Origin of the sequence: Kitasatospora sp. NPDC028055 (assembly GCF_040637885.1) — a bacterium.
Taxonomy (GTDB): Bacteria; Actinomycetota; Actinomycetes; order Streptomycetales; family Streptomycetaceae; genus Kitasatospora.
Window position 1 is genome coordinate 127,341 of sequence record NZ_JBEZXE010000013.1, and the last position, 23,371, is coordinate 150,711.

The 23,371-nt window shown below is 74.8% G+C and carries 19 protein-coding genes and 1 pseudogene; 6 read left to right on the top strand and 14 right to left on the bottom strand.

Annotated elements, in window-relative coordinates; translation table 11 throughout:
• Window positions 1–291 precede the first annotated feature (291 nt).
• Both AB0F71_RS16605 and AB0F71_RS16610 read right to left on the bottom strand, forming a co-directional pair.
• Window positions 292–1,605: a DUF6271 family protein gene (locus tag AB0F71_RS16605; RefSeq protein WP_360233955.1), complete on the bottom strand. Its 1,314-nt coding sequence runs from the start codon at window positions 1,603–1,605 to the stop codon at window positions 292–294.
• Complete coding sequence (locus AB0F71_RS16610) at window positions 1,587–2,678, bottom strand: YbiU family protein (protein WP_360233958.1); 1,092 nt, start codon at window positions 2,676–2,678, stop codon at window positions 1,587–1,589. Before AB0F71_RS16610 ends, AB0F71_RS16605 begins: the two co-directional genes overlap by 19 nt.
• Before the next feature lie 520 nt (window positions 2,679–3,198).
• On the opposite strand from AB0F71_RS16610, the gene AB0F71_RS16615 reads away from it, so the two are divergent.
• On the top strand, window positions 3,199–5,148 hold the full coding sequence (locus AB0F71_RS16615; RefSeq protein WP_360234070.1) for an FUSC family protein: 1,950 nt from the start codon (window positions 3,199–3,201) through the stop codon (window positions 5,146–5,148).
• Window positions 5,149–5,176: 28 nt separating this feature from the next.
• Here AB0F71_RS16615 and AB0F71_RS16620 read toward each other — a convergent pair whose 3' ends face one another.
• Window positions 5,177–6,580, bottom strand: a complete 1,404-nt coding sequence (locus AB0F71_RS16620; RefSeq protein ID WP_360233961.1) for an amidase — start codon at window positions 6,578–6,580, stop codon at window positions 5,177–5,179.
• Window positions 6,581–6,964: 384 nt separating this feature from the next.
• Here AB0F71_RS16620 and AB0F71_RS16625 point away from each other — a divergent pair, with 384 nt between their 5' ends.
• Window positions 6,965–8,314 (top strand): cytochrome P450, encoded by a 1,350-nt coding sequence (locus AB0F71_RS16625; RefSeq protein WP_360233964.1) that lies wholly within the window; start codon window positions 6,965–6,967, stop codon window positions 8,312–8,314.
• 101 nt (window positions 8,315–8,415) lie between these two features.
• Window positions 8,416–9,138 carry a rhomboid-like protein gene (locus AB0F71_RS16630; RefSeq protein ID WP_360233967.1) on the top strand — a complete coding sequence of 241 codons (723 nt, stop codon included), beginning with the start codon at window positions 8,416–8,418 and terminating at the stop codon, window positions 9,136–9,138.
• Between the two features lie 72 nt (window positions 9,139–9,210).
• Here AB0F71_RS16630 and AB0F71_RS16635 read toward each other — a convergent pair whose 3' ends face one another.
• The gene (locus tag AB0F71_RS16635) at window positions 9,211–9,792 is read right to left on the bottom strand and encodes a YetF domain-containing protein (protein WP_360233970.1); all 582 of its coding nucleotides are present in this window, start codon (window positions 9,790–9,792) and stop codon (window positions 9,211–9,213) included.
• Between the two features lie 74 nt (window positions 9,793–9,866).
• Window positions 9,867–10,697 carry a LysR substrate-binding domain-containing protein gene (locus AB0F71_RS16640; RefSeq protein ID WP_360234073.1) on the bottom strand — a complete coding sequence of 277 codons (831 nt, stop codon included), beginning with the start codon at window positions 10,695–10,697 and terminating at the stop codon, window positions 9,867–9,869.
• Window positions 10,698–10,763: 66 nt separating this feature from the next.
• Between AB0F71_RS16640 and AB0F71_RS16645 the strand changes: the two genes are divergently transcribed.
• From AB0F71_RS16645 to AB0F71_RS16655, 3 genes are all read left to right on the top strand, one after another.
• Entirely contained in the window at window positions 10,764–11,183 is a 420-nt protein-coding gene (locus tag AB0F71_RS16645; protein WP_360233973.1) for a DUF5997 family protein, read from the top strand.
• A gap of 345 nt (window positions 11,184–11,528) precedes the next feature.
• Window positions 11,529–13,241 carry a DUF885 domain-containing protein gene (locus AB0F71_RS16650; RefSeq protein WP_360233976.1) on the top strand — a complete coding sequence of 571 codons (1,713 nt, stop codon included), beginning with the start codon at window positions 11,529–11,531 and terminating at the stop codon, window positions 13,239–13,241.
• A 297-nt stretch (window positions 13,242–13,538) separates the two neighbouring features.
• Window positions 13,539–14,294 carry a hypothetical protein gene (locus tag AB0F71_RS16655; RefSeq protein ID WP_360233979.1) on the top strand — a complete coding sequence of 252 codons (756 nt, stop codon included), beginning with the start codon at window positions 13,539–13,541 and terminating at the stop codon, window positions 14,292–14,294.
• Window positions 14,295–14,389: 95 nt separating this feature from the next.
• Here AB0F71_RS16655 and AB0F71_RS16660 read toward each other — a convergent pair whose 3' ends face one another.
• The 9 genes and pseudogenes from AB0F71_RS16660 to AB0F71_RS16700 all read right to left on the bottom strand — a co-directional run bounded on the left by AB0F71_RS16660 (window position 14,390) and on the right by AB0F71_RS16700 (window position 23,232).
• A complete protein-coding gene (locus AB0F71_RS16660) occupies window positions 14,390–15,730 on the bottom strand; it encodes a nucleotide disphospho-sugar-binding domain-containing protein (RefSeq protein WP_360233982.1) in 1,341 nt (446 codons plus the stop codon).
• Between the two features lie 34 nt (window positions 15,731–15,764).
• Window positions 15,765–16,538 (bottom strand): SDR family oxidoreductase, encoded by a 774-nt coding sequence (locus AB0F71_RS16665; protein ID WP_360233985.1) that lies wholly within the window; start codon window positions 16,536–16,538, stop codon window positions 15,765–15,767.
• 3 nt (window positions 16,539–16,541) lie between these two features.
• The gene (locus AB0F71_RS16670) at window positions 16,542–17,018 is read right to left on the bottom strand and encodes an SAM-dependent methyltransferase (RefSeq protein WP_360233988.1); all 477 of its coding nucleotides are present in this window, start codon (window positions 17,016–17,018) and stop codon (window positions 16,542–16,544) included.
• A gap of 139 nt (window positions 17,019–17,157) precedes the next feature.
• Entirely contained in the window at window positions 17,158–17,517 is a 360-nt protein-coding gene (locus AB0F71_RS16675) for an ADP-ribosylglycohydrolase family protein (RefSeq protein WP_360233991.1), read from the bottom strand.
• 165 nt (window positions 17,518–17,682) lie between these two features.
• Window positions 17,683–17,868: pseudogene (locus AB0F71_RS16680) on the bottom strand (ADP-ribosylglycohydrolase family protein); the annotation flags it as partial.
• Entirely contained in the window at window positions 17,865–18,704 is an 840-nt protein-coding gene (nadE, locus tag AB0F71_RS16685; RefSeq protein WP_360233994.1) for an ammonia-dependent NAD(+) synthetase, read from the bottom strand. The gene nadE and the pseudogene AB0F71_RS16680, both read right to left, overlap by 4 nt.
• Window positions 18,705–18,765: 61 nt before the next feature.
• A complete protein-coding gene (gene ftsH, locus AB0F71_RS16690; RefSeq protein ID WP_360233997.1) occupies window positions 18,766–20,748 on the bottom strand; it encodes an ATP-dependent zinc metalloprotease FtsH in 1,983 nt (660 codons plus the stop codon).
• 215 nt (window positions 20,749–20,963) lie between these two features.
• Complete coding sequence (locus tag AB0F71_RS16695; protein WP_360234000.1) at window positions 20,964–21,620, bottom strand: DsbA family protein; 657 nt, start codon at window positions 21,618–21,620, stop codon at window positions 20,964–20,966.
• A gap of 40 nt (window positions 21,621–21,660) precedes the next feature.
• On the bottom strand, window positions 21,661–23,232 hold the full coding sequence (locus AB0F71_RS16700; protein ID WP_360234003.1) for an alpha/beta hydrolase: 1,572 nt from the start codon (window positions 23,230–23,232) through the stop codon (window positions 21,661–21,663).
• Between the last annotated feature and the right edge of the window lie 139 nt (window positions 23,233–23,371).

Sequence of the window (23,371 nt, forward strand, 5' to 3'; positions counted from 1 at the left end):
CCGGCGGGATGGCGCTGCTCGGGGATGTGGCGCGGTTCGGTCGAGCGGCGCGGCTCGGTCGAACGGCGCGGCTCGGTGGTGCGATGCGGTTCGGTGGATTGCGATATCACGTGTGAACTCCCGGTGCGGCTAGGGCGCGTCTTGTGGATCAGGTCGGACCAGACCGCGGCGTCAGGGTGCGTGCATCGCAAGGCGGAGGAGGGAGTCCATGCGGAGCATCGGCGACCGACGACAACGCGGCGAGGTGCGTGCCCTGGCGTCGCGGGCCTGGCCTGATCCACAAGACACGCCCTAACCCGGCAGCCGGTCGGCGGGCGTGGCCTTACCGGCCCGCACGAGCGGGCCCCACGCGTCGATCAGCAGGGCGAAGTCCTCGATGTCGGCCTGCGCCCGGTCGAGCAGCTGCGCCCGTCGGGGCGCCAGGTGGTCGGCGAACTCGGCGTATCGGCCGCCGAGTTGCCGGTAGCAGCGGTCGAGCTCGGCGAGCCGCCGGTGGTTCTCGGCGCGGTCGGTCGCGGCGCTGCGGCGGGCGGCGTCGGCGATCAGCCCGGGGCGGACGTGGTGGTGCTCGTCCAGCAGGGTGTCGCCGGCCCGTTCCAGCTCGGAGTAGACGGGGTGGAGGTAGAGCATGGAGAGCAGGAACTTGGCGTAGCGCTCCTGGTAGGCGGTGAAGCCGGAGCCGGTGCGTCGTTCCGGGGTGTAGTAGTTGACGATGTGCCGGTTGTGGGTCACCCCGGGCAGGGTGGCGTCGTGCACCAGGTGGTGCAGGAAGTAGTCGCTGCCGATGGTGTCGGTGGCGGGCGGCAGCGGGACGCGTTCGTAGACCTCGCGGTCGAGGGCGATGTTGCACATGTCGATCCGCCAGATGTCGGGCCGGCCGAGCACGGCGCGGTCGACGGTGAACGGGTCGGTTCCGCCGCCGGTGAAGGAGTCGGCGACGAGTTCCCGCCGCTCCTGCTCGGTGGCTCCGGTGGGCGCCCAGAGCGCGACCAGGTCGTGGTAGACGTCCGAGTCCAGGTCGCGGATCTCGCCCAGGTCGACGGAGAGTTCGCCGATGAAGGAGGCGCCGACCAGGGCGACGGGCTTGTCGGCGTCGGCCGGGTCGAGGGTGCGCTCGGTGACGGCGGCGGCCGCGTCGGCGGCCTTGAGGCCGATGGTGGCGAGTTCGTGGTCGATCGGGAAGACGGGGGCGCCGTCGTGCCACTGGTAGCGGCTGTCGGAGTCGCGGCGGTGCACAGAGGCGCAGCCGAGGGCGGCGGCCAGCAGGAAGGCCCGGTTGGTGCAGGCGCCGTAGGAGACGGCGTCGGGCAGCATCAGGTCGAGCAGCCGGTCCGGGTCGGGGAGGGCGGCGCGCTCGATCACCCCGCGCAGGAAGGCGCGTTGGGCGTCCTCGTCGAGGTGGTGGGCGACCACGTCTTCGGTGGGCGGCAGTGCGGCGAGGGCGGCGGCGTGCCGGGCGCGGTCCGCCGGTTCGGCGGAGTCGAGCACCAGGAGGTGCACCCGGACGCCGAAGGTCCGGGCGGCGTGGGCGGCTTCGGCGCCGACGGCGGTGACGGTGTCGGCGCAGGCGCGGTTGGTGGGCAGGGTCAGGCAGATGGCGTGCATTCCCGCTCCCCCGTGGGCTGCTCGGCACCCGAGTCCTCGAAGCTCCGGCCGGTCCAGGACCGCAGGCCGAGCAACTTCTCCCCCAGTTCGGTGAGTTCGGCCGGTCCGTAGCGCAGCGCCTCGGGCCGCTCGGCGTCCCCGACCAGGGTGCGGTTCCAGTCCGGGGTGGCGAGGGTGCGCCAGGACTCGACCCGGGAGCGGCGCAGCGGCTCGGCCTCCTCCAGGGCGGGCATCATGGACAGGTACTGCACGGAGCGCACGCCGTTCGCGGAGGTGTTGGGGGCGACGCCGTGGGCGAGCAGGCCGTTCCAGATCAGCAGGTCACCGGCCTTCAACTCGGGGCGGACGACGGGGAACTCGGCGCGGTCGATGTCGGGGCGGATCGGGTCGCGGTCGGCGGGCTGGGCGGCCTGCCACTCGTTGTGGCGGCGGAACAGTTCCGGGTTGCACTGGAAGCCACCGTGGTCGGTGGCGGTGTCGTTGAGCGCGATGATGCCCTGGACGCGCTGCGGCAGCATGGCGCGGGTGGTGTCGACGTCCCAGTGCAGTTCGATGTCGAAGCCCTTGTCGGTGGGTTCGATCAGGGCGCGGTCGCGGTTGCGGACGTTCGGCGGGTTGAGGTTGAGCCGGTCGAGGGTGACCCAGAGCTCCTCGCAGTCCCAGACGTCCACGAAGGCGTCGTAGACGCGCTGCGACTGGCGGCTGTCCCAGATGAGTTGGTGGTGGTAGGCCTCGACGAAGCCGTAGATGTGCAGGTGCCGGTCGAGTTCGTCGCGGTGGTCGCGTTCGCGGTACCAGTCCTCGGGGCGGTCGGGCGACAGGCCCTGGAACTCCCAGGCGAAGTCGAGCAGTCGCTGCGCGGCCGCGGCCGGGATCGCCTGCCGGACCACGACGTAGCCGTAGGTCTGCCAGTGCGCGAAGTCCTCCTCGGAGAGCACTCGCAGCGGGTGCTTCTTGCGCAGTTCGCGCAGGGCGGTGGCGGCGAGGTAGCTCTCGGTGTCGGCACTGAAGTAGGGGCGCGCGGAGGCGGCCCGGTACAGATATTCCTCGGGGTGTTCGTCAGGGCTCGGCATGGGCGGTCACTCCGTGGTTCGTGGTCGATGCAGCGCGTTCTCGGGCGCCCGGTGCGGGCGCGGCGAGCCGATGGCCGATCGTCGGCCGGACGGGGAATTCGGTGCGCGGACCGGCTCCCCGTCCGCATGCGCTCCTTCTCGCCTCGGCCCCCGAGCAGCGCACAACGCCACGTCAGGGGGCCAACTCGCCCGTCCGGCAAGGGCACTCACCCCACATCAGCCTGCGCCGGACCGCGCTTCCCCATACGTTGGACTAGACCAACTAATGGTGTCAACCCTTTCTCGCAGGTTACCGATTGGGAATCAGCGCAGTTCACGGCGGTTCTGGAGGTTCGCTTTATGTTTCGGAAACTGACATAAGGCGGGGTATGTTTCGAGAATTGACATAATCGCGCGGAGTTGAACCCCACGCGCCCCGAATCCGTTGCGCACGTACGTTGGGTCTGTGGCACGTCCCCGACCGGCACGTCCCCGACCGGCACGTCCCCGACCGGCACGCACCGGACCGGTACGTCCCCGGCTGGCCCCGCCCGGCTGGCTGACCGCGAGCCTGCGGCCCCGGGACGCGCCGGTCCCCTGGGCCGCGGCGGCCCGCGCCTCGGTGGCGCTCGCCGCCCCGCTCGCCGTCGGCACCGCCACCGGCCGGACCGGCTACGGCGCGCTGGTGTCGATGGGCGCGCTGTCCGGGGTGGTCGGGGACACCGCCGACGCCTACCGGATGCGGGTGTTCAACATCGCCGTGCCGCAGCTGTTCGGCGCCCTCGGCGTGCTGGTCGGCACCCAGGTGTTCGGCACCGGCTGGACGGCCGTGGTGGCCCTGACGGTGGTAGCCCTGGTGTCCGGCATGATCTCCTCGGTCGGCGCGGTCGCCTCCGTCTCCGGCCTGCTCCTGCTGCTGAACGCCGTGGTCGGGGCCGGCCTGCCGATGCCGTCCCCGTGGTGGCTGCCGCCCGCCCTGCTGCTGCTCGGCGGCCTGCTGGTGCTCGCGCTGACCCTGCTCGCCTGGCCCTTCCGCGGCGGCACACCCGAGCGGGCGACGGTGGCCGACACCTACCGGGCGGTCGCCGGACTGCTGGAGGCGGCCGGCTCACCCGGTTACGAGGACCGGCGCCGGGAGCTCACCCAGTCGCTCAACCACTCCTACGACCTGCTGCTGGCCCGCCGCGCCCGCCGGCACGGCCGCTCGGCCACCCTGGTGCGGCTGCTCGCCCAGCTCAACGCGCTGATCCCGGTGGTCGAGGGGGCGGCCGCGGCCCAGCTGCGCCCGCCCGGGGAGGGCCCGCTGCCGCCCGCCTACCCGGCGGCGGTGCGCGCGCTGGCCGCCGCCGTCGAACACGGCCGGACCGGCCCCGGCCCACCGCCCGGCCCGCCCGGACTCCTCGACCTGCCCGACCTGCCCGAGCCGCGCGGCCCGTCCACCCGCGCACTGGCCCAGGCCATCGGGCACGCCGCCACCGTGGTGCACGAGGCCGAGCCCGACCCGTACGCCGCCGACGACCGGCTCGGCCGGCCCGCCGGCCTGCGGGTACGGGCCCGCCGGACGGCCCGGGGGCTGCTGCTGTCCGGCGCGTCCTGGCGGTACGGGCTGCGGCTGGCGCTGTGCATCGGGCTGGCCCAGGTGCTGGTGTCGGTGATCGCCGTGCCGCGTTCGTACTGGGTCTCGCTGACGGTGACCTTCGTGCTGAAACCGGACTTCGGCTCGGTGTTCTCCCGCGCGGTGCTGCGCGCGCTCGGGACGGCCGCCGGGCTGCTGGTCGCCGTGCCGGTGCTCGCCGAGGTGCCGCACGGCTGGTGGGACGTGCCGGTGATGGCGGCGCTCGCCACGCTGATCCCGGTGCTGTCCGTGAAGGGGTACGCCTTCCAGACCGCCGCGATCACCCCGGTCATCCTGATGCTCTCCGACCTGCTCAACCACCAGGGCTTCCACCTGGTGCTGCCCCGGCTCTACGACTCGCTGATCGGCTGCGCCATCGCCCTGCTGGCCGGGTACCTGCTCTGGCCGGAGTCCTGGCACACCCGGATCGGCGACCGGCTGGCCGACGCCGTGCAGGACGCCGCCTCGTACGTCTCGCTGGCCTTCACCACGGCGCCGGGCCATGACGAGCCCGCCCGGGCCCGCTACCGGCGCCGGCTCTACCGGGACCTCTCGGCGGTGCGCAGCGAGTTCCAGCGGGCGCTCACCGAGCCGCCGCCGGTCGGCGCCCGGGCGGAGGCCTGGTGGCCGCTGGTGATCGCGGTGGAGCGGATCGTCGACACCACCACCGCCACCCGGGTGCGGGTCGAGCACGGCGCCCCGGTGCCGACCCCGGCCGAGGTGGGCGCCGTCGCCCGGGAGCTGACCGACCTGGCCGAGTCGCTGCGCAGCGGCGCGCCGGTGCCCCCGGGAGACCCGGACCCGCCGGCGCCGGACTGCGCGCTGGCCCGGCTGCACCACGAGGTGCACGCGGCCCGGGCGGTCGCGGCCTCCTGACCGACCCGCCCCGTCCGGGGACCGTCGGTCAGTCCTGGATCCGCCGCCAGGGCCGGTCCGCCTCCAACTCGTAGGCCAGCTCCAGCAGCAGCCGCTCCTGGCCGTGCGCGGCCGACAGGTGCACCCCGATCGGCAGGCCGCCCGGCGCCGCCCCGGCGGGCAGCGCGATGCCGGGGCCGCCGGTCACGTTGTTGACCGGGGTGAAGGCGACGTAGCGCAGCAGCCGCTCGATCAGCTCGTCGAAGGCCACGTTGGGGCTGAGGTGGCCGATCGGCGGGGCGGTGTGGGCGAGCACCGGGAAGAGGATCGCGTCGTGCTCGCGGAAGATCCCCGCGTACACGGCCTCGGCCCGGCGCAGCCGGCGCAGCACGCCCGGGGTGCGCCGGTACTGCGCCCGGAAGCTGTTGCGCAGCCCGGTGGTGAGCCCGTCCAGCTTCCCGGCCCGGAAGCCCGGGTCGAGCAGCACCCGGCCGGTGAGCGCGATCACCCAGGCGATGTAGCCCCAGTACGCCAGGAAGTCGCGGGAGAACTCCTCGCCGAAGGGCAGCGTGGTGGGCACCACCCGGTGCCCCATCGCCTCCAGCCGGGCGGCGGTCTCCTCGACCACCCGGCGGGTCGCCTCGTCGGTCTTGGCGGTGGGCGAGTCGACCACCAGCCCGATCCGCAGCCGGCGCCCGCTCGGGCCCTCGACCAGGCCGAGCGGGGGCAGCCCGGGGTTGCGGTGGTGGCGTTCGGCGGCGGCGAAGAAGGCGGCGGTGTCGCGCACCGTACGGGTCACCACCCCGTCGGTGACCAGGTCGATCGGCAGTTTGCCGCCCTGGGCGTTGGTGACCAGCCGGCCGCGGGTGGGCTTGAGGCCGACCAGGCCGCAGCAGGCCGCCGGGATGCGGATCGAGCCGCCGCCGTCGTTGGCGTGGGCGATCGGCACCACCCCGGCGGCGACCAGCGCGGCCGCGCCGCCGGAGGAGGCGCCGGGCGAGTGGGAGGTCTTCCAGGGGTTGCGCACCGGCTGGGCGGTGGCGAACTCGGTGGAGGCGTTCAGCCCGAACTCGGGCAGCCGGGTCTTGCCGAGCACGGCCAGGCCGGTGGAGAGCAGTTGGTCGGTGAAGGGCGCGTTGCGGCGGGCCGGGCGGGCGCGGAAGGCCTCGCTGCCCATGCCGGTCGGCAGGCCGCGGAGGTCGACGTTGTCCTTGAGGTACGTCGGCACGCCCCAGAGCGGGCCGTCGATGCCCGCCCGGCTGATCCGGGGCCGGTCGTAGGCGGCGTGGGCGACGGGCAGCAGCGCGGCGTCGATCCGCCCGGCGCGGGCGACGGCGGCCGCGACCAGCTCCCGGGGGTGGGCCTCACCGGCCCGGACCAGGGCGGCCAGTGCCACCGCGTCGTGTGCGCCGAGGGCGTCGTCGGTGAACGCGTGGGCCCGCTCGTCGGCCATCCCAACTCCCAACCGGTAGTACCGAACTGACTGGCGGTACCAGCCGGTAGTACCGGCCGGTAATGGTGCGGAGCTCGCAGTCTAGGCGCGCGGCACCGCGCGCGGAAACCCCCTGCGGCCGCCCCCGGAACCGCCGTCCGGGCCCCCGGCGAACCCACCCCCTGGCCCCCGGCGAACCCGCTCCGGACGCCAGGCAGGGCCTTCGGCGACCGCGCTCCGGGCGCCGGGCCGGGCCCCGCCCGGGTGTCAAGGCCGCCCCGGCGCACGGGCGTTCGGCCTGCGCCCCCGCGTTCACCCCACCCGCCGTTCCCGGACCGTTTCACCGGCGGCCGCCGGGAAAGATCACCGACGCCCCACCGACCCGCCCTCCCCGAGGTGACGCCCGTGCCCACCCAGTACCGTCCCACCGCCCGCTACACCTCGGCCACCGCCCCCGGTGCGCTCCCCCTGCTCGGCCACGCCCCCGCCCTGCTCCGCAACCCGCACGACTTCGTGGCCGGCCTGGCCGCCCACGGCGACCTGGTCCGGATCCGGCTCGGCCCGCTCGACGCGTACGTCGTCTGCCACCCCGACCTGGTGCGCCGCCTGCTCACCGAGGACCGCACCTACGACAAGGGCGGCATCGTCGTCGAGAAGGCCCGCGAGGCCTTCGGCAACGGCCTCGCCACCTGCCCCGCCGCCGACCACCGGCGCCAGCGCCGGATGCTCCAGCCCGCCTTCCACCGCGACCGGCTGCCCGGCTACGCCGCCCTGATGGCCGAGGAGATCTCCGGCGCGACGGCGGGCTGGCGCGACGGCGACGTGATCGACGTGCCCGCCGCGATGTACCGCCTCTCCACCGCCGTCACCGCCCGCTGCCTGTTCGCCGCCCACGAACGGGCCGGCTCGCTGCCCGTCCACGCCGCCATGGACCAGGTCGCCCGCGGGGTCGCCCGGCGGATGATGCTGCCGCTGCCCGGCGCCGACCGGATCCCCACCCCCGGCAACCGCCGCTTCGCCCGCGCCCGGCGGGACCTCCGGGAGATCACCGACCGCCTGATCGGCGACTACCGCGCCGCCGGCACCGACCACCACGACCTGCTCTCGATGCTGCTCGGCGCCCGCGACGAGGAAGGCCGGGGCCTGTCCGACGACGAGGTCCACGACCAGGTGGTCACCTTCCTGCTGGCCGGCATGGAGACCACCGCCGCCACCCTCTCCTGGGCCTGGACCCTGCTCGCCGCCAACCCCGCCGTCCGCGAGCGCCTGCACACCGAACTCGACACCGTCCTCGACGGCCGCCCCGCCCGCCACCAGGACCTGCCCGCCCTGCCGCTCACCGCCCGGATCGTCAGCGAGACCCTGCGGCTCCACCCGCCGGCCTGGATCCTCAGCCGCACCACCACCGCCGCCACCGAGCTCGGCGGCCACCCCCTCCCGGCCGGCGCCACCGTCCTGTACAGCCCCTACCTGCTGCACCGCCGGGCCGACCTCTTCCCCTGCCCCGACCGCTTCGACCCCGACCGCTGGCTCACCACCGCCCGCCCCGCCCCCGGCACCTACGCCCCCTTCGGCCTCGGCGCCCGACGCTGCATCGGCGAGGCCTTCGGCAGCACCGAGGCCGCCCTCGCCCTGGCCGGCATCGCCGCCCACTGGACCGTCACCCCCACGCCCGGCAGGCCCGTCCGCCCGCAGCGCAGCGCCTCGCTCTCCCCCCGCCCGTTCACCGCCACGCTCGCCCGCCGGATCCGCTGAGCCGCCACGGGCATCCGGCAGCGCGGTTCGGTACTGTCCCGAGGTGGCCGGCCGCATCCGGACCGGCCGGACCAGCCGCTCGACCGGGACACCATCAGAACATGAACGCTCGACCCCCGTTGGGGCTCCTCAGCACGCTGCTGCGCGTCGTCCGCACGTACCCGCGGCGCTCGCCGCTGACCCTCGTCTACGTCGGGCTGCTGCTCCTCGGGCACGCCTGGGTCGAGTACGGGCTGACCGAGGAACAGGCCGACGACCTGCGCAACTACATCAGCACCAACCTGGACAACCTGCACGACCACCCGCTCCGTGCCCTGGTCGGCAGCGCCCTGCTGTACGACGGCACGCTCACCGACATCACCTCCACCGGCTTCGGCGGCACCCTGATCACCCTCGGCCTCGGCATCGTCGTCGGCCTGGCCTGGGCCGAACGCCGCTTCGGCACGCCCCGCGCCGCCGCCGTCTTCCTGGCCGGGCACGTCGGAGCCACCCTGATCACCGCCCTGGTGATCCTGCTCGCCCTGCACCAGGGCTGGTACCCGGAGAGCGTCCGGGCGGCCTCCGACTACGGCATCAGCTACGGCGCCCAGGGCGCCCTCGCCTTCGCCACCCTCGCCCTGCCCCGCTGGGCCCGACTGCCCTGGGCCGCCTTCGTGCTCGCCTGGCCGCTCACCGGCGACGAGGAGTGGCCCGGCCCGCTGCCCGAGTTCACCACCGTCGGCCACCTCCTCGCCGCCGCCCTCGGCTTCGCCCTGGCCGCCGCCACCGCCCGCGGCCGGCGCCGCGCCGCCGCCCCGGCCGCCGCCGCCCGTACCGGCGGCTGACCGCCCCGGGCGGGACCGGCGGGTGGCGCGCGGCGGGGCCGTCGGGACGCGGGCGTTCAACGACGCGGGCGTTCAGCGCGGCGGGCGGCGCTCCTCGGCGAGCGTGGCCAGCAGCCGCTCGATCGCCGCCAGCCGCTCCCGCAGCTCGTCGACGTCGCCCTTGGTGGCACTCCGCTCGGCCTCCCGGAGGGTGACCAGCAGCTGCCCGTCCGGTTCCAGCCGGGCCCGCGCCACATCGCTCACGTTGTCACCGTTCTGCACCCGGATCGCGTGCTCCAGCTCGGACGGGCGCAGCGCCAGCTCGCGCAGCGCGCCGGGCACCAGCCTGCCGTCACGGACCACCGTGGTGGGAACCCCCTCCAGGATCCGCGCGGCCCGCGGGTCCCGGGCCAGCCAGCGGGTGACCCCGGCGTTCACCGCGATCAGGGTGACGGCGCCGATCGCACCGCCCAGCAGGCTGTTGTCGTTGCCGATGATCGCGTTCTGCACCACGTTGGAGAGCAGGAACACGACCACGATGTCGAAGGTGTTCAGCCCCGCCAGCCCGCGCTTCCCGGCCAGCCGGAAGAGCACCAGGATCAGCACGTAGACGGCGATCGTCCGGAGGATCTTCTCCACGATCGGAATCTGGACGACCACCAGGTCATGCCACACGGCCCCGCTCCTCCCACCAGGACGCTCCGGAGCGACCGTCCGGAAACGGGGCCGACGCTACTCCCCGGCGGCCGTCAGGAGCGCCGCTTCGGCTTCCCGCGCCGGGCCGCGGCCGGGCCGCCCCGGCCCTTCTGCGCGCCGGTCCGCTGGCCGCCCGCCTTCTGCGCACCCGTCTTCTGGGCACCCGCCTTCTGCGCACCCGCCTTCTGGCCGCCGGCCTTCTGCTGCTGCGGCTTGCGCGGCGCCGCCGCCTTCTTCGGCTGGCTCTTCGGCTCGGCCTCGGCCGGCTGTCCGGCCCCGCGGCCGCGCGAGCTGTTGACGGTGCGCCCCCGGACGATCCCGATGAACTCCTCCACCAGGTCCGTGGTCCGCTCCTGCGGCCAGGCCAGTGCGACCTGCGACTGCGGCGCCTCCGGCACCGTCCGGTAGGTGAGGTCCCGCCGGTGGTGCAGCCGGGCCAGCGACTGGGGCACCAGCAGCACGCCGACGTTGGCCGCCACCAGCTCGACCGCGTCCGCCGTGGTGTCCGGGCGGGCGATCGCCGGGCGCCCGGGCAGGGTCCCGGCCGTGAGGCCGAGGGTGTCGTCCAGCGGGTGGAAGACCACCTCGTCGGCGAGCTCGTCGAGGGCGACCTCCTCGGCCGCGGCCAGCCAGTGGTCCTTGGGGAAGACCACCACGGTGGTCTCGGTGTACAGCGGGATCGCGCTCAGCACGTCCTTGTCGACCGGCAGCCGGACCAGTCCGGCGTCCACCGCGCCCTCGCGCAGGGCCCGCTCGCCGTCGGTGGAGGGCACCGCGACGAGGTCGAGCGGCACGTCCGGAAGCCGTTCGACCCAGACCCGGGCCCATTTGCCGGGGGTCACGCCCGGGACGTACGCGAGCCGGAACGGCGGGTTCACCTGCATGTCTGTCACAGGGCAAGGCTACCGACCGTGACCGGAAGCGCCCGCACGCTCCCTTACCCTTGTTCCATGACACCGCTCAAGCAGAAGACCAGCCAGACCATGAAGCCGGCCACGGCGGCCAAGAAGCTGGGGATCTACCTCGCAGCCGCGCCGACCGACTTCCAGGAGGGCGTGGTCTCCCGCGAGGAGCTCAACGCGCTGCAGGCCGAGCCGCCGCAGTGGCTCCAGGAGCTGCGCAAGAACGGCCCGCACCCGCGCCCGGTGATCGCCGCCAAGCTCGGCATCTCCATCTCGGGCCTGGCCCGCGGCGGGGTGACCGAGGCGCTGACCACCGCCGAGGTCGACGCCATCAAGGCCGAGAACCCGCTGTGGCTCCAGCACGAGCGCGCCAACCAGGCGGACCTCCGCAAGGAGACCGCCCGGATCAAGGCGAAGCACGAGAAGGAGGCCGCCGAGAAGGCCGCCAAGGAGAACCAGGGCAACTGAGCCCCTCGGGGGCCGGCCGCCGACCCCCTCGCTCCACCGGTGCCGGCGTTCGTCCAGGGAGGACGGACGCCGGCACCGTCGTGCCCGGAGCCCGGTGCCCGGAGCCCGGAGCCCGGAGCCCGGAGCCCGGAGCCCGGAGCCCGGAGCCCGCTGCCTTGGTCGCCCGCCCGGTACCTGCGGGCCCGCCGAAGACGCCGTCGGCGGCGGCGCGTTCACCGTCGGCGGCCCGAACTCCTCTCCCCCCGGTGCGTATTGACCGCGCCGTCGCCGCTCCGAATAATCGGCCCGATCGGGCCCCCAGGGAACCCGTGTCGCACTGCCCCCACCGGACCCGGGAGCGCCCCCATGACCGAGCAGCCGAACGACACCTCCCACCGCGCCGCCCCCTCCTCCCACACCGAACTGGCCGCCCTCGCGGAGGAGTTCTTCACCGCCGAGAACGACCACGACCCCTTCGAAGCCACCCTCGCCGGCACCGAGGGCTACGCCCACGGGGTGCCCGACCCGTCCCGCGAGGCCGCCCTGCGCCACCGCGAGGTGCTCCGCGGCCTCGCCACCCGGCTGGCGGCGATCCCGCTTGACGGGCTCACCGGCGAGGACCGCACCACCCACCGGGTGCTCGCCCGGCTGATCGACGACAACGACGGCCGGATCACCCACGGCCTCGACGATTTCAGCGTCTCCGCGACCATCGTCGCCCCGCACAACACGGTCTTCGCCTCGCTCGCCATGACCGCCGTCGACCACGAGGGCACCGACGCCTATCTGGAGCGGCTGGCCGGCCTGCCCGGCTACTTCGACGGTGTCCTGCGCCGCAGCCTGGACGCCGCCGCCGAGGGCCGCCACCCGTTGCGCAGCGGCGTGGACGCCGCGATCACCCAGCTGGACGGCTACCTGGCCGCCGACCCGACCGCCGACCAGCTGCTGCGCCCGCTCCAGGGCCGCCCGGAGTTCGAGCGGGCCCGGGCCATCGTCCGCGAGGGCGTGCGCCCCGCCATCGCCCGCTACCGGGCCGGGCTGGCCCAGCGGCTGGCACCGGCCGCCCGCCCGGACGCCGAAGCCGGAGTCTGCTACGTGCCCGGCGGCGACGAGGGCTACGCGGACGCCGTCGCCCGCTTCACCCGGCCGGGGCTCGGCCCGGAGGAGGTGCACCGGATCGGCCTGGAGACGGTGGCGGCGCTGCGCGAGGAGTTCGGCGAGCTGGGCGCCCGGGTGCTCGGCATCAGCGGCACCGACGAGGTGCTGACCGCGCTGCGCGAGGACCGCTCGCTGCGCTTCAACAGCGCGGCCGAGATCGTCGCCCTGGTGGACGACGCCCTGGACCGGGCCCGGCGCGCCTCGACCGACTGGTTCCGCCCGTACCCGATCGCCGACTGCGTGACCCGGGAGATCGACCCGCTGGAGGCGGAGACCGCGCCGCTGGCCTACTACCAGCCGCCGGGCCCGGGCGGGCTGCCCGGCACCCACTGGATCAACACGCTGAACCCGGGGAGCCGGTTCAGCTACGAGTACGAGGCGATCGCCTTCCACGAGAGCGTGCCCGGCCACCACCTCCAGCTCGCGCTCGCCCGCACCCTGCACCACCTGCCGGAGTTCCGGCAGCGGCCGAACGGCCAGCTGACCGCGCACGTCGAGGGCTGGGGCCTGTACACCGAGCGGCTGGCCGACGAGATGGGCCTGTACGGCTCGGAGCTGTCCCGCTTCGGCATGCTGTCGATGGACGCGCTGCGCGCGGTGCGCCTGGTGGTGGACACCGGGCTGCACCACTACGGCTGGTCCCGGCAGCGGGCGATGGACTACCTGCGGGACAACACGGCCACCCCGGAGGCCAACGTCCGCAACGAGATCGACCGCTACATCGCCTGGCCGGGCCAGGCCACCGCGTACCTGATCGGGCGTCGGGAGATCGTCCGGCACCGCGAGCGGGCCCGGGCCGAGCTCGGCGGGCTCTTCGACGTACGTGAGTTCCACCACGAGGTGATCGGGCACGGCAGCCTGCCGCTGGGCGTGCTGGAGGACCTGATCAGCGACTGGATCACGGCGCTGCGGTCGGTCTGACGCTCCCACCGGTCCCGGTCCCGGTGCCGTCCCGGTACCGCCTCCGGGCGCCGCCGCCGGGGGCCGTGGCCGAATGCCGTGCCGGGGACGGTGCCGGGGGCCGTGCCGGCCAGGCCGTGGCGCACCCGTCGAGGCGTCAGGAGTGCGAAAACGATTCCGCGCGCCCGCCGCCGTCCTCCCGCGCCGGACGTGGCGTCACCCCTTCGGCCCCCTCGACACGGTAGTGTCCGCTGGCGCGGCCCCCGGCACCTTCGTCGACCGGCCGCCCGTGCCACCGCAACGACCTGGAGGAACTCCGTGCCGGCACCCGCCCGAGGCGCCCTCGCCATAGCCGCGGCCGTCCTGCTCGCCGCCGCCGCAGGCTGCTCGTCCGGCGGCGGCCACACCGCCAAGGACAGCTCCGGCGGCAAGGCCTCCTCCCACAGCAGCGCCCCCGGCTCCGCCCCGGCGGCCGCCGGCGACGCCGCCCACCCCGCCCCGGCCTCGATCGTGACCGGCCCCGGGCCGAAGAGCTCCTACGACGCCCAGCCGCAGCCCGCGGCGGGCAGCTGCCACTACCGCTACACGGCGGACAAGCAGCCGCTGCCCGACCCGAACTGCACCCCGGGCGCGATCAGCCCGGCGGTCAACCAGGGCAACATCAACGACACCATCTGCAAGCCGGGCGGCTACACCTCGACCATCCGCCCGCCGGTGAACGTCACCGGCAAGGAGAAGGCCGAGAACGCCAAGTCCTACGGCTACACCGGCCCGATGGGCGACGCCGAGTACGACCACCTGATCAGCCTCCAGCTCGGCGGCGACCCCAACGACCCGCGCAACCTGTGGATCCAGCCGCCCTCCCCCGGCCACGTCCCGGGCAAGGGCCCGAACAACCCCAAGGACTCGGTGGAGACCCACCTGCACACCGCGATCTGCAAGGGCCAGGTCACCCTGACCGCCGCCCAGCAGGCGATCGCCACCGACTGGACGACGGCCGAGGCCAAGCTCGGCATCAGCAAGGGCGGGGCCGCCGCCACGCCCAGCACGGAGCCCGACGCCGACGGGGACTGACCTCCCCGGACCGGAACCGTTCGGTCCGCGTCGGTCCGGAACCGTTCGGTCCGTGCCGGGCCGGAACCGTTTGGTCCGGAACCGTTCGGTCCGGCTCAGAGCGAGCCGACCAGCTCCGCGATGGTGTCGAACGGCCGGTACGCCGCGAACTCCGCGCCCAGCGCGCGGGCCCGTGCGCGGAACCGGCCCTCGGCGAGCACCTGCTCCACCGCCCGGCCGACCGCCTCCGGGGCCGGGCGGCCGGTGCGCAGGTCCAGCCCGACACCGGCCCACTGCACCCGGGCCGCGACCTCCGGCTTGTCCTCGCTCGCGCCGGCCACCACGACCGGCACCCCGTACCGCAGCGCGGTCTGCACCCCGCCGTAGCCGCCGTTGCTCACCAGTACGTCGGTGTGCGGCAGCAGCCGCTCGAACGGCACGTACCCGGCGGCCCGGACGTTCTCCGGCAGCCGGCCGCCCAGCAGTTCGGCCAGCGCCCGCGGCCCGTCCGGGCGGGCGGTGGCGGCCACCACCAGCACGTCCCGGTCCGCCAGCGCGCGGACCGTCGGGGCGACCAGCTCGCCCAGGTCGCCGTTGGCCAGCGTCCCCTGGGTCACCACCACGACCGGCCGCTCACCGGTGACCTCCGCCCACCACCCGGGCAGCGGCTGCTCCTCGCCGACGTTCCCCGGCAGCGCGCCGATCAGGCGGTACGAGGCGGGCGCGTCGGAGCGCGGGTACTCGAAGCCCGGCACGGTCAGCTGCAGGTACACGTCCGGCACCGTCACCTGGGCCAGCCCGCGCGGCCCCGCCGGCAGTTGGACGCCCGCCTCCGCGAACACCTTCTCCGCGTACCGCTGCAAGGGCTCGCCGCGCCGGTCCATCTCCTCCTGCAAGGAGCGGTTGCGGATCCGGCCCTCCTCCCCCGGCAGCGGCGGCAGCGCCAGCCCGAACGGCGCGGTGTCCGCGCTCGGCAGCATCGCCGGGGTGATCCCGACCCCGATCAGCGCCGGGCGCTCCGCCCTCGGGCGGGCCAGCGCCAGCGGCAGCACGCCCTGGACGAAGGCGTCCGCGACCACGGCGTCGGCCGGGAACCGCGCCAGCAGCGCGAGCAGGGCGCGGTACTGGTGCGGCACCGGGTCGAGGAAGACGTGCCGCACGTCGAAGGCGATCCGCTCCGGGCCGGGCGGCAGCTCCGCCCGGCCCGGGAAGGACCCGTCGAGGTCGCGGTCGTCCCAGTCGGCCTCGGCGGGCAGCGCGGCGAAGCGCACCCCGGCCCGCCCGGCCGCCTCCGCGAAGCGCGAGCCGCCGAGGAAGACCACCTCGTGGCCGCGCGCGGCGAGGTCGGCGGAGATGGCCAGCAGCGGGCTGACGTGCCCGTGCGCGGGCAGGGCTGTGGTGATGATCCTGGACAGCGGAGACTCCTGTGGTCGGGCCCGGTCGGTACGGGGACTCACCGTAGGCAGTGGGGGTAGACGTCCGATGAACGGCTCATCTGCCCAGCACCGCGCCCCCGTTCAGCCCGATCACCTGCCCGGTGAGGTAGCCGGCCGCCGGCGAGGCGATGTAGGCGACCGCCTCGGCCACGTCCTCGGGCGTGCCGGCCCGGCCGACCAGGGTGTCGGCGACCTTCCGGGCGTGGAACTCCTCGTTCCGGTCCGCGCCGAAGATCTCGGTGTCCGCCACGTAGCCCGGCGCCAGCACGTTCACCGTGATCCCGTCCGGCCCCAACTGCCGCGCCAGGCCGAACGCCCAGCCGTGCAGCGCCGCTTTCGCGGCCGCGTACGAGCCGGCCGAGTGCGGGCCCGCGCCACCACGCTGGGCGGCCGCCGAACTGATCACCACCAGCCGGCCGCCGGGCCGGCGCAGCACCCCCTGGAGCGCCGTGGTCAGCAGCACGGCGGTCAGCAGATTGGTGTCCAGGTCCCGCCGCCAGGAGGCGGCCAGCGCGGCCAGACCGTCGTCCTCGGGCGGGGTGATGATCGCGCCCGCGTTGTTCACCAGCACGTCCACCGGGCCGAGTTCGGCGATCCGGGCGGCCACCCGCTCGACCGCCGCCGGATCCGCCAGGTCACCCGCCAACGGCACCACCGACCCCGGCCCGGCCGTGCGCTCGATCGCCGCCCGGGCCTCCTCCAGCACGGCCGCCCGGCGCCCCAGGACCACCACCCGGCACCCGTCCCCGGCCAGCCGGGCGGCGATCGCCCGCCCGATCCCCGTCCCGCCGCCGGACACCACCGCGAGCCGCTGCCGGCGCTCCGTCACCGCTCAGGCCTCCCCGTCGTAGTAGGCGCGCATCAGCTCGGTCGACCACGCGGGCTGCCGGAGCCCACCGCGCGGGCCGAACTCGGCCAGGTACGGCTTGATGTCGAGCACCGGTGTGCCGTCCACCGCGTCCAGGCCGGTGACGTGCAGGTCCAGTCCGTCCACCCGGACCAGCTCGCAGCGCGAAACCCCGAGCCGGTTGGGCCGGTTCTTCCCGCGCTGGGCGAAGATGCCCACCAGCGGCCAGTCGGTGTTGCCGCGCGGGTGCCGGGCGCCGGTCTCGACCTTCTCCTCAGGGACCCGGTCGAAGCGGTAGACCACCTCCAGGTGCGAGAAGTCCGCCAGCCCGTACAGCGCCTCCTCGGTGAACTGCCCGGCGTCCAGCCGGATCACCGCCGCGACGCCGCCCCACCCGTCGTCCCGCACGTCCTCCCGGCCACCCACCACATGGGCCACCGGACGCACCGTCATGTCCGCCATGTCGTCTCCCCCTTCGGCGTCGATCCGTTCCCCCGGTACGGTAGCGAGCCGCCTACGGGGACGATCAAGGGGGGCAGAGCCTGGGCGGGCCCCGTTCGCCGCGCCGGCCACCCACCGGGGCCGTCCGACGTTCTGGGGCTCAGGCCGCCAGCCGCGCCGCCATCGCGATCAGCTCGGGCGCCCGCAGCACCCGGCCGCCGGAGCCCGGCAGGGGCACGTGCAGCGGCTCGGTCCAGCGGGTCGGGATGGCCGCGAGCCCGTAACGGGCCCCGGCCAGGCCGCCGGTGACGGCCGCGACGGTGTCGGTGTCGCCGCCGAGGTCGACGGCGGCGTGGACGGCGGCCGCGAGGTCCCAGGCGTAGTCGCTGGTGAGGACGGACTCGGTCTGGATGCCGATGTCCTTGGGCTCGGCGGCGGCCCAGCGGCGGAACCGGTCGAAGATGTCCGGGAGGTCCAACTCGCCCTGTTCGAGCAGGGATTCGGCGACGAGGACGGCCATTTGGGGCGTGTCTTGTGGATCAGGTCGGATCGGACCGCGGCGTCAGGGTGCGTGCATCGCAAGGCGGAGGAGGGAGTCCATGCGGAGCATCGGCGACCGACGACAACGCGGCGAGGTGCGTGCCCTGGCGTCGCGGGCCCGGCCTGATCCACAAGACACGCCCCCGGTGTCGTCGGTGGCCTCGCCGCGTTCCCAGCCGCCGCCCGCCACCGGCTCCGCGCGGCCGAGCGGGAAGCGGGCGGTCAGGGCGCCGGCCGGGCCGAACTCGTACGGCGCGCCGAGGGCGTCGCCCACGGCCGCGCCGAGGACCGCCCCGGCCGCGCGCCCCGTCCGCGCATCCGGCTCGGTCACACCTGGCCCGGGGTGACCGGCAGGGCGCGCTTGTGCTCGGTGCGGCGGTAGTGGCCGAGGACGGTGTCGAAGACCTGCTCGCTGACCGGGCGGCCCTCCAGGAAGTCGTCCAGGTCGCCGTACTCGACGCCGAGGGCGTCCTCGTCGGGCTTGCCGGGGGCGAGGTTCTCCAGGTCCGCGGTGGGGACCTTGCCGACCAGCTCCTCGGGCGCACCCAAGTGAGCCGCCACCGCGCGGACCTGACGCTTCGTCAGGCCGGAGAGCGGCATCACGTCGGCCGCGCCGTCGCCGAACTTGGTGAAGAAGCCGACGGCCGCCTCGGCCGCGTGGTCGGTGCCGACCACCAGGCCGCCGCTCGCCCCCGCGACCGCGTACTGGACGACCATCCGCTGGCGGGCCTTGACGTTGCCCCGCACGAAGTCCTCGTGGGCGTGGTCGCGGAAGCTGACGCCCGCCGTCAGCAGGGCGTCGAAGGCGGCGTCGGTCGCGGGCTTGACGTCGACCGTCAGCACCTCGTCGGCCCGGATGAAGTCGAGGGCCCGCTGGGCGTCCGCCTCGTCCGCCTGGACGCCGTACGGCAGCCGCATGGCGGTGAACGCCACCTGGTGCCCCTCGGCGCGCAGCCGCTCGACGGCGAGCTGGCAGAGCCGCCCGGTGGTGGTGGAGTCCACGCCGCCGCTGATCCCCAGCACCAGGGTGCGGGCGCCCGAGGCCCGCAGCTGGTCGGCGAGGAAGGCGATCCGGCGCTCGGCCTCCTTCGCGGGGTCGGTGACGGGCACCACTCCGAGGGCCAGGGCGATCTCGCGCTGGACGTCCGCGGGCAGGGTTTCGGTCATGGTCGGGCTCCTTCGGGTCGGTACCCCGCCATCATCCACCCCGGCCGCGCCGCCCCCCGCCTCAGGGTGCCGTCCCGGCGCCCCCACTCACGTCCGTCCCGGGCGCCGGATGCCGCAGGATGTCGAGCACCAGCTTGCCGTCCACCGTCTCCTGGGCGACCAGCAGCGCCGCCAACTCGTCCAGGTGGTGCCGGTGTTCGCGCAGCAGTCCGAGGGCCCGCCGCTCGGCGCCGCGCAGCAGCCCGGCCACCGCCTCGTCCACCGCGTGCTGGGTCTGCTCGGAGTACGGGCGGCGCAGCAGGTCGTCGGGGTGGTCGCCGAGGTACTGCGGGGAGCCGCTGGAGTAGCCGACCGGGCCGAGGTCCGGGGAGAGGCCGAACTCGCGGACCATCCGGGTGGCCACCGAGGTGGCGTTGGCGAGGTCGTTGGCGGCGCCGGTGGAGCCCTCGCCGAAGACCACCAGTTCGGCGGCGCGGCCGCCGAGCTGCACGGCGAGCAGGTCGTTCAGGTAGCTCTCGCTGTACAGGTGCCGTTCCGCCTCGGGGAGTTGCTCGGTGGCGCCGAGGGCGACCCCGGCCGGGAGGATGGTCACCTTGGCGACCGGGTCGGCGTGCTCGCACAGCGCGGCCATCAGCGCGTGCCCGGACTCGTGGACGGCGACGGAGTGCCGCTCCTCGGGCAGCAGCGCGTTGGAGGACTCCCGGCGGCCGAGCAGCACCCGGTCGCGGGCCTCGTCGAGGTCGGCGGCGGTGAGGGTGGACCGGTCGGCACGCACGGCGTTGATGGCGGCCTCGTTGACCAGGTTGGCGAGGTCGGCGCCGGAGAAGCCCGGGGTGCCGCGGGCGATCCGGTCCAGGTCGGCGTCCGGGGCGAGGGTCTTGCCGCGGGTGTGCACGGCCAGGATGGCCGCCCGCTCGGCCTGGTTGGGCAGCGGTACGACGACCTGCCGGTCGAAGCGGCCGGGGCGCAGCAGGGCGGGGTCGAGGGCGTCCGGCCGGTTGGTGGCGGCGATGACGACGATGCCGGTGCTCTGGTCGAAGCCGTCCATCTCGGAGAGCAGCTGGTTGAGGGTCTGCTCGCGTTCGTCGTTGCCGCCGACCCGGGTGCCGCCCGCGCGGCGCCCGCCGACCGCGTCGATCTCGTCGATGAAGACGATGGACGGCGCCCGCTTGCGGGCCTCGTCGAACAGGTCGCGGACCCGGGAGGCGCCGACGCCGACGAACATCTCGACGAAGCCGGAGCCGGTGACGGACAGGAAGGGCACCGAGGCCTCGCCGGCGACCGCCCGGGCGAGCAGCGTCTTGCCGGTGCCCGGCGGGCCGACCATGATCACTCCGCGCGGCCCCTTGGCCCCGGCGGCGGCGTAGCGCTCGGGGCTGCGCAGGTAGTCGACCACCTCGCTGACCTCCTGCTTCACCCCCTCGTACCCGGCGACGTCGGCGAAGCCGGTGGCGGGCCGCTCGGCCTCGATGATCTTCGCCCGGGAGCGGCCGATGGCGCTGAGGCCGCCGCCGAGCGAGCGCGCGGCCATCCGTCCGGACCAGAGGAACAGCCCGCCGAAGAGCAGCAGCGGCAGGAACAGCAGCAGGGTCGACCAGATCGAGCTGCCGCCGGACCGGCTGCCGGTGACGTTCACGTGCTGGTCGGAGAGCGCCTTGCTGAGCTGGGAGGTGTCCAGGGCGGTGGGGATCTGGCTGGTGAACCGGGTGCCGTCCTTGAGGGTGCCGGACACGCCGCCGGTGTCGCTGACGTTCACGGTCTGTACCTGGCCGGTGTCGACCCGGTTGAGCAGGTCGGTGTAGCCGTAGCGGGGGCCGGTCGCGGCGGGCTTGGCGAGCAGCACCAGGAGCAGCAGGGTCAGCAGCACGGCGACCGGCAGCAGCCAGCGGCGCAGCGCGGGCGGCGGCGGCTTGGGCGGGGTGCCGCCGGGGCCCTGCCCCGGTCCGCGGCCGGGGCCGCCCCAGCCGCCGGGGCCCGGGCCCTTGCCGCCGCCGGGCGGGGTCGCGGCGTGGCGGGCGGCACCCGGGCGCATTCGGAGGATCATCCACGCTCACCGCCTCTCGGACGCCGCCGGGCCCAGCCGGGCCCGGCTCGGCGCCCACCCCTCCATGGTCGACCCCTGCGGCCCCGGACGGGAGCCCGAGCCGGTACCGGCGGGGCGGCGGGGGCGGCGGGGGCGGCGGGGGCGGCGGGGGCGGCCAGGAGAGGTCGGGGGCCGATCAGGAGAAGCCGGGGCCGGCCAGGAGAGGCCGGGGCCGTTCAGGAGAAGTCGAGCGACCCCGTCCTGGTCCGCTTGAGCTCGAAGAACTTCGGGTAGCCGGCCAGCAGCCGGACGCCCTCGAAGACCCGCAGCGCGTCCTCGCCGCGCGGGATCGCGGTCAGCACCGGGCCGAAGAAGGCCGTGCCGTCCACGTGGATGGTCGGGGTGCCGACCTCCTCGCCGACCGGGTCCATGCCCTCGTGGTGGCTCTTGCGCAGCGCGATGTCGTACGCGGTGCTGTTGGCCGCCTCGGCGAGCTCCTCGGGCAGCCCGGCGGCGACCAGGGCCTCGCGGATGACAGTGTCGTCGACCTCCCGGTCCTGGTCGTGGAAGCGGGTGCCGAGCTCGGTGTACAGGTCGCGCAGCACGTGCTCGCCGTGCTGTTCGGCGGCGGCGATGCAGACCCGGACCGGGCCCCAGCCGGTGGTCATCAGGCGCTGATAGCGCTCCGGCAGGTCGGTACGGCCCTCGTTGAGCACGGACAGGCTCATCACCCGGAAGGTGAGGTCGAGTTCGCGCTGACGGGCGACCTCCAGGATCCACCGCGAGGTGATCCAGGCGAAGGGGCAGACGGGGTCGAAGTAGAAGTCGACCTTGGGGGTGTTCTCGTTCGCTCGCGTGTTCACACGGATGATCCTAGGGGCCGATTGGACCATTCCGCAGGACCAATCGAATACTGCCGCAGTGGGCCACTTCTCAGCTGCAGGTGGTCCCGTCCGCAGGCACCGTACCGTCCAGCAGGTAGGCGTCGACAGTCTTCTTCAAGCACGGGTTTCCGGTGTTGTAGCCACCGTGGCCCTCGCCCTTGAGCGTGACGGTGACGCCGACGCCCGCGCCCAGCTGCTGGGCCATGGTCCGGGCGCCCTCGACCGGGGTGGCCGGATCCCCGGTGGTGCCGACCACCAGGATCGGGGCGGCGCCGGGGGCGGCGACCTCCGGGTGGTCGGCCTTGCCCGGGACGGGCCAGCCCGTGCAGCCGGTGAGGCCCCAGGCGGTGAAGGCGCCGAAGACCGGGGAGGCGGCGCGGAACTGCGGCAGCTGCTGTGCCACGTCCTGGTCGGAGTAGCGCTGCCGCGCGTCCACGCAACTGATCGCCCGGTTGGCCGCGTTGAGGTTGTTGTAGTGGCCCTGCGGGTCGCGTCCGTTCAGCGAGTCGGCGAGCTGGAGGAGGGTGTCGCCGGTGCCCGCCTGCATCGCCTCGGTGAGCCCGGAGGCCAGCGCGGGCCAGGTCTGCTGGCTGTACAGGGCGCCGGCGATGCCGGTGACGGCCAGGCCCTCGGTCAGCTTCCGGCCGCTGCTGGTGGGCAGCGGCGACTGGGCGAGCTTCTGCAGCAGGTCGGTGATCCGCGCGGTGCCCTCGGCACCGCCGCCGCCGGTCGGGCAGGCGGCCGCCTCCTGGGTGGCACAGGCCTTCATGAAGTCGTCGAGGGCGAGCTGGAAGCCCTGGGCCTGGCCGAGCGCGCTCTGCTCCGGGTCCTTCGTCGGGTCGACCACCGAGTCCAGCACGACCCGGCCGACCTCCTGCGGGAACAGGTGCGCGTAGACACCGCCGAGCTCGGTGCCGTAGCTGATGCCGAAGTAGGAGAGCTTCTGGTCACCGAGCACCTGGCGCATCAGGTCGAGGTCCCGGGCCGCGCTCTCGGTGTCCACGTAGGGCAGCACCGGGCCGGAATTGTGCTCGCAGGCGGCGGCGAACTGGGCGTTGCTCTCGTCCAGCGCCTTGACCTCGGCGGGGGTGTCCGGAGTGCTGTCGACGGCGGCGTTGGCGTCCATCGCCCGGTCGTCCAGGCACTTCACCCCGGCGCTGTCACCGACCCCGCGCGGGTCGAAACTCACCAGGTCGTAGCGGGTGTTGAGGGAGGCGTAGGCGGCGGCCAGGGCGGGCAGGGTGGCCACCCCGGAGGCGCCGGGGCCGCCGAAGTTGAACAGCAGCGAGCCGAGCCGGTGCTGTTCGTCCTTGGCCTTGGTGCGGATCAGCGCCAGGTCGATGGTCCCCCCGTCGGGCTTGGCATGGTCCAGCGGGGCCTTGAGGGTGGTGCACTCCCAGTCGCTCGGGGGCGCGGTGCCGCCGCCCTGCGCGGCGCTCGGGGCCGGGCAGGCCCGCCAGTCCAGCCGCTGGGCGGCCAGGCCGCCGGCGCTCGCACCGCTGACCGGGGAGGTGGGCGCGGGCTCGGCGGCGGACGGGCTGCCGCCCTGGCAACCGGAGACGGGGGCGAGCAGCAGCGCGGCCAGGCCGAGCGCGGCGGCGCCGCGGACGACGGAGGGCATGGGGCGGTCCACCTCTCGGGTTGGCCGGGCGGTACTGCCGGGTGCACCGGCGCGTGGCAGGACGGCGTACGCCTGGCGTACGCGTGGTGCGTCGGGGAGGCGTGCGCGCCCCGGCGCCCGGCACCGTCGGCGCACCACA

Bases quoted from the DNA above. Each gene is read 5' to 3' on its own strand.
- AB0F71_RS16610 (WP_360233958.1), bottom strand. From the start codon at position 2,678: ATGCCGAGCCCTGACGAACACCCCGAGGAATATCTGTACCGGGCCGCC.
- AB0F71_RS16675 (WP_360233991.1), bottom strand. From the start codon at position 17,517: ATGGCCGTCCTCGTCGCCGAATCCCTGCTCGAACAGGGCGAGTTGGAC.
- AB0F71_RS16640 (WP_360234073.1), bottom strand. From the start codon at position 10,697: ATGCAGGTGAACCCGCCGTTCCGGCTCGCGTACGTCCCGGGCGTGACC.
- AB0F71_RS16700 (WP_360234003.1), bottom strand. From the start codon at position 23,232: ATGCCCTCCGTCGTCCGCGGCGCCGCCGCGCTCGGCCTGGCCGCGCTG.
- AB0F71_RS16605 (WP_360233955.1), bottom strand. From the start codon at position 1,605: ATGCACGCCATCTGCCTGACCCTGCCCACCAACCGCGCCTGCGCCGAC.
- AB0F71_RS16650 (WP_360233976.1), top strand. From the start codon at position 11,529: ATGACCGAGCAGCCGAACGACACCTCCCACCGCGCCGCCCCCTCCTCC.
- AB0F71_RS16645 (WP_360233973.1), top strand. From the start codon at position 10,764: ATGACACCGCTCAAGCAGAAGACCAGCCAGACCATGAAGCCGGCCACG.
- AB0F71_RS16695 (WP_360234000.1), bottom strand. From the start codon at position 21,620: ATGGTCCAATCGGCCCCTAGGATCATCCGTGTGAACACGCGAGCGAAC.
- AB0F71_RS16620 (WP_360233961.1), bottom strand. From the start codon at position 6,580: ATGGCCGACGAGCGGGCCCACGCGTTCACCGACGACGCCCTCGGCGCA.
- ftsH (WP_360233997.1), bottom strand. From the start codon at position 20,748: ATGATCCTCCGAATGCGCCCGGGTGCCGCCCGCCACGCCGCGACCCCG.
- nadE (WP_360233994.1), bottom strand. From the start codon at position 18,704: ATGACCGAAACCCTGCCCGCGGACGTCCAGCGCGAGATCGCCCTGGCC.
- AB0F71_RS16670 (WP_360233988.1), bottom strand. From the start codon at position 17,018: ATGGCGGACATGACGGTGCGTCCGGTGGCCCATGTGGTGGGTGGCCGG.
- AB0F71_RS16630 (WP_360233967.1), top strand. From the start codon at position 8,416: ATGAACGCTCGACCCCCGTTGGGGCTCCTCAGCACGCTGCTGCGCGTC.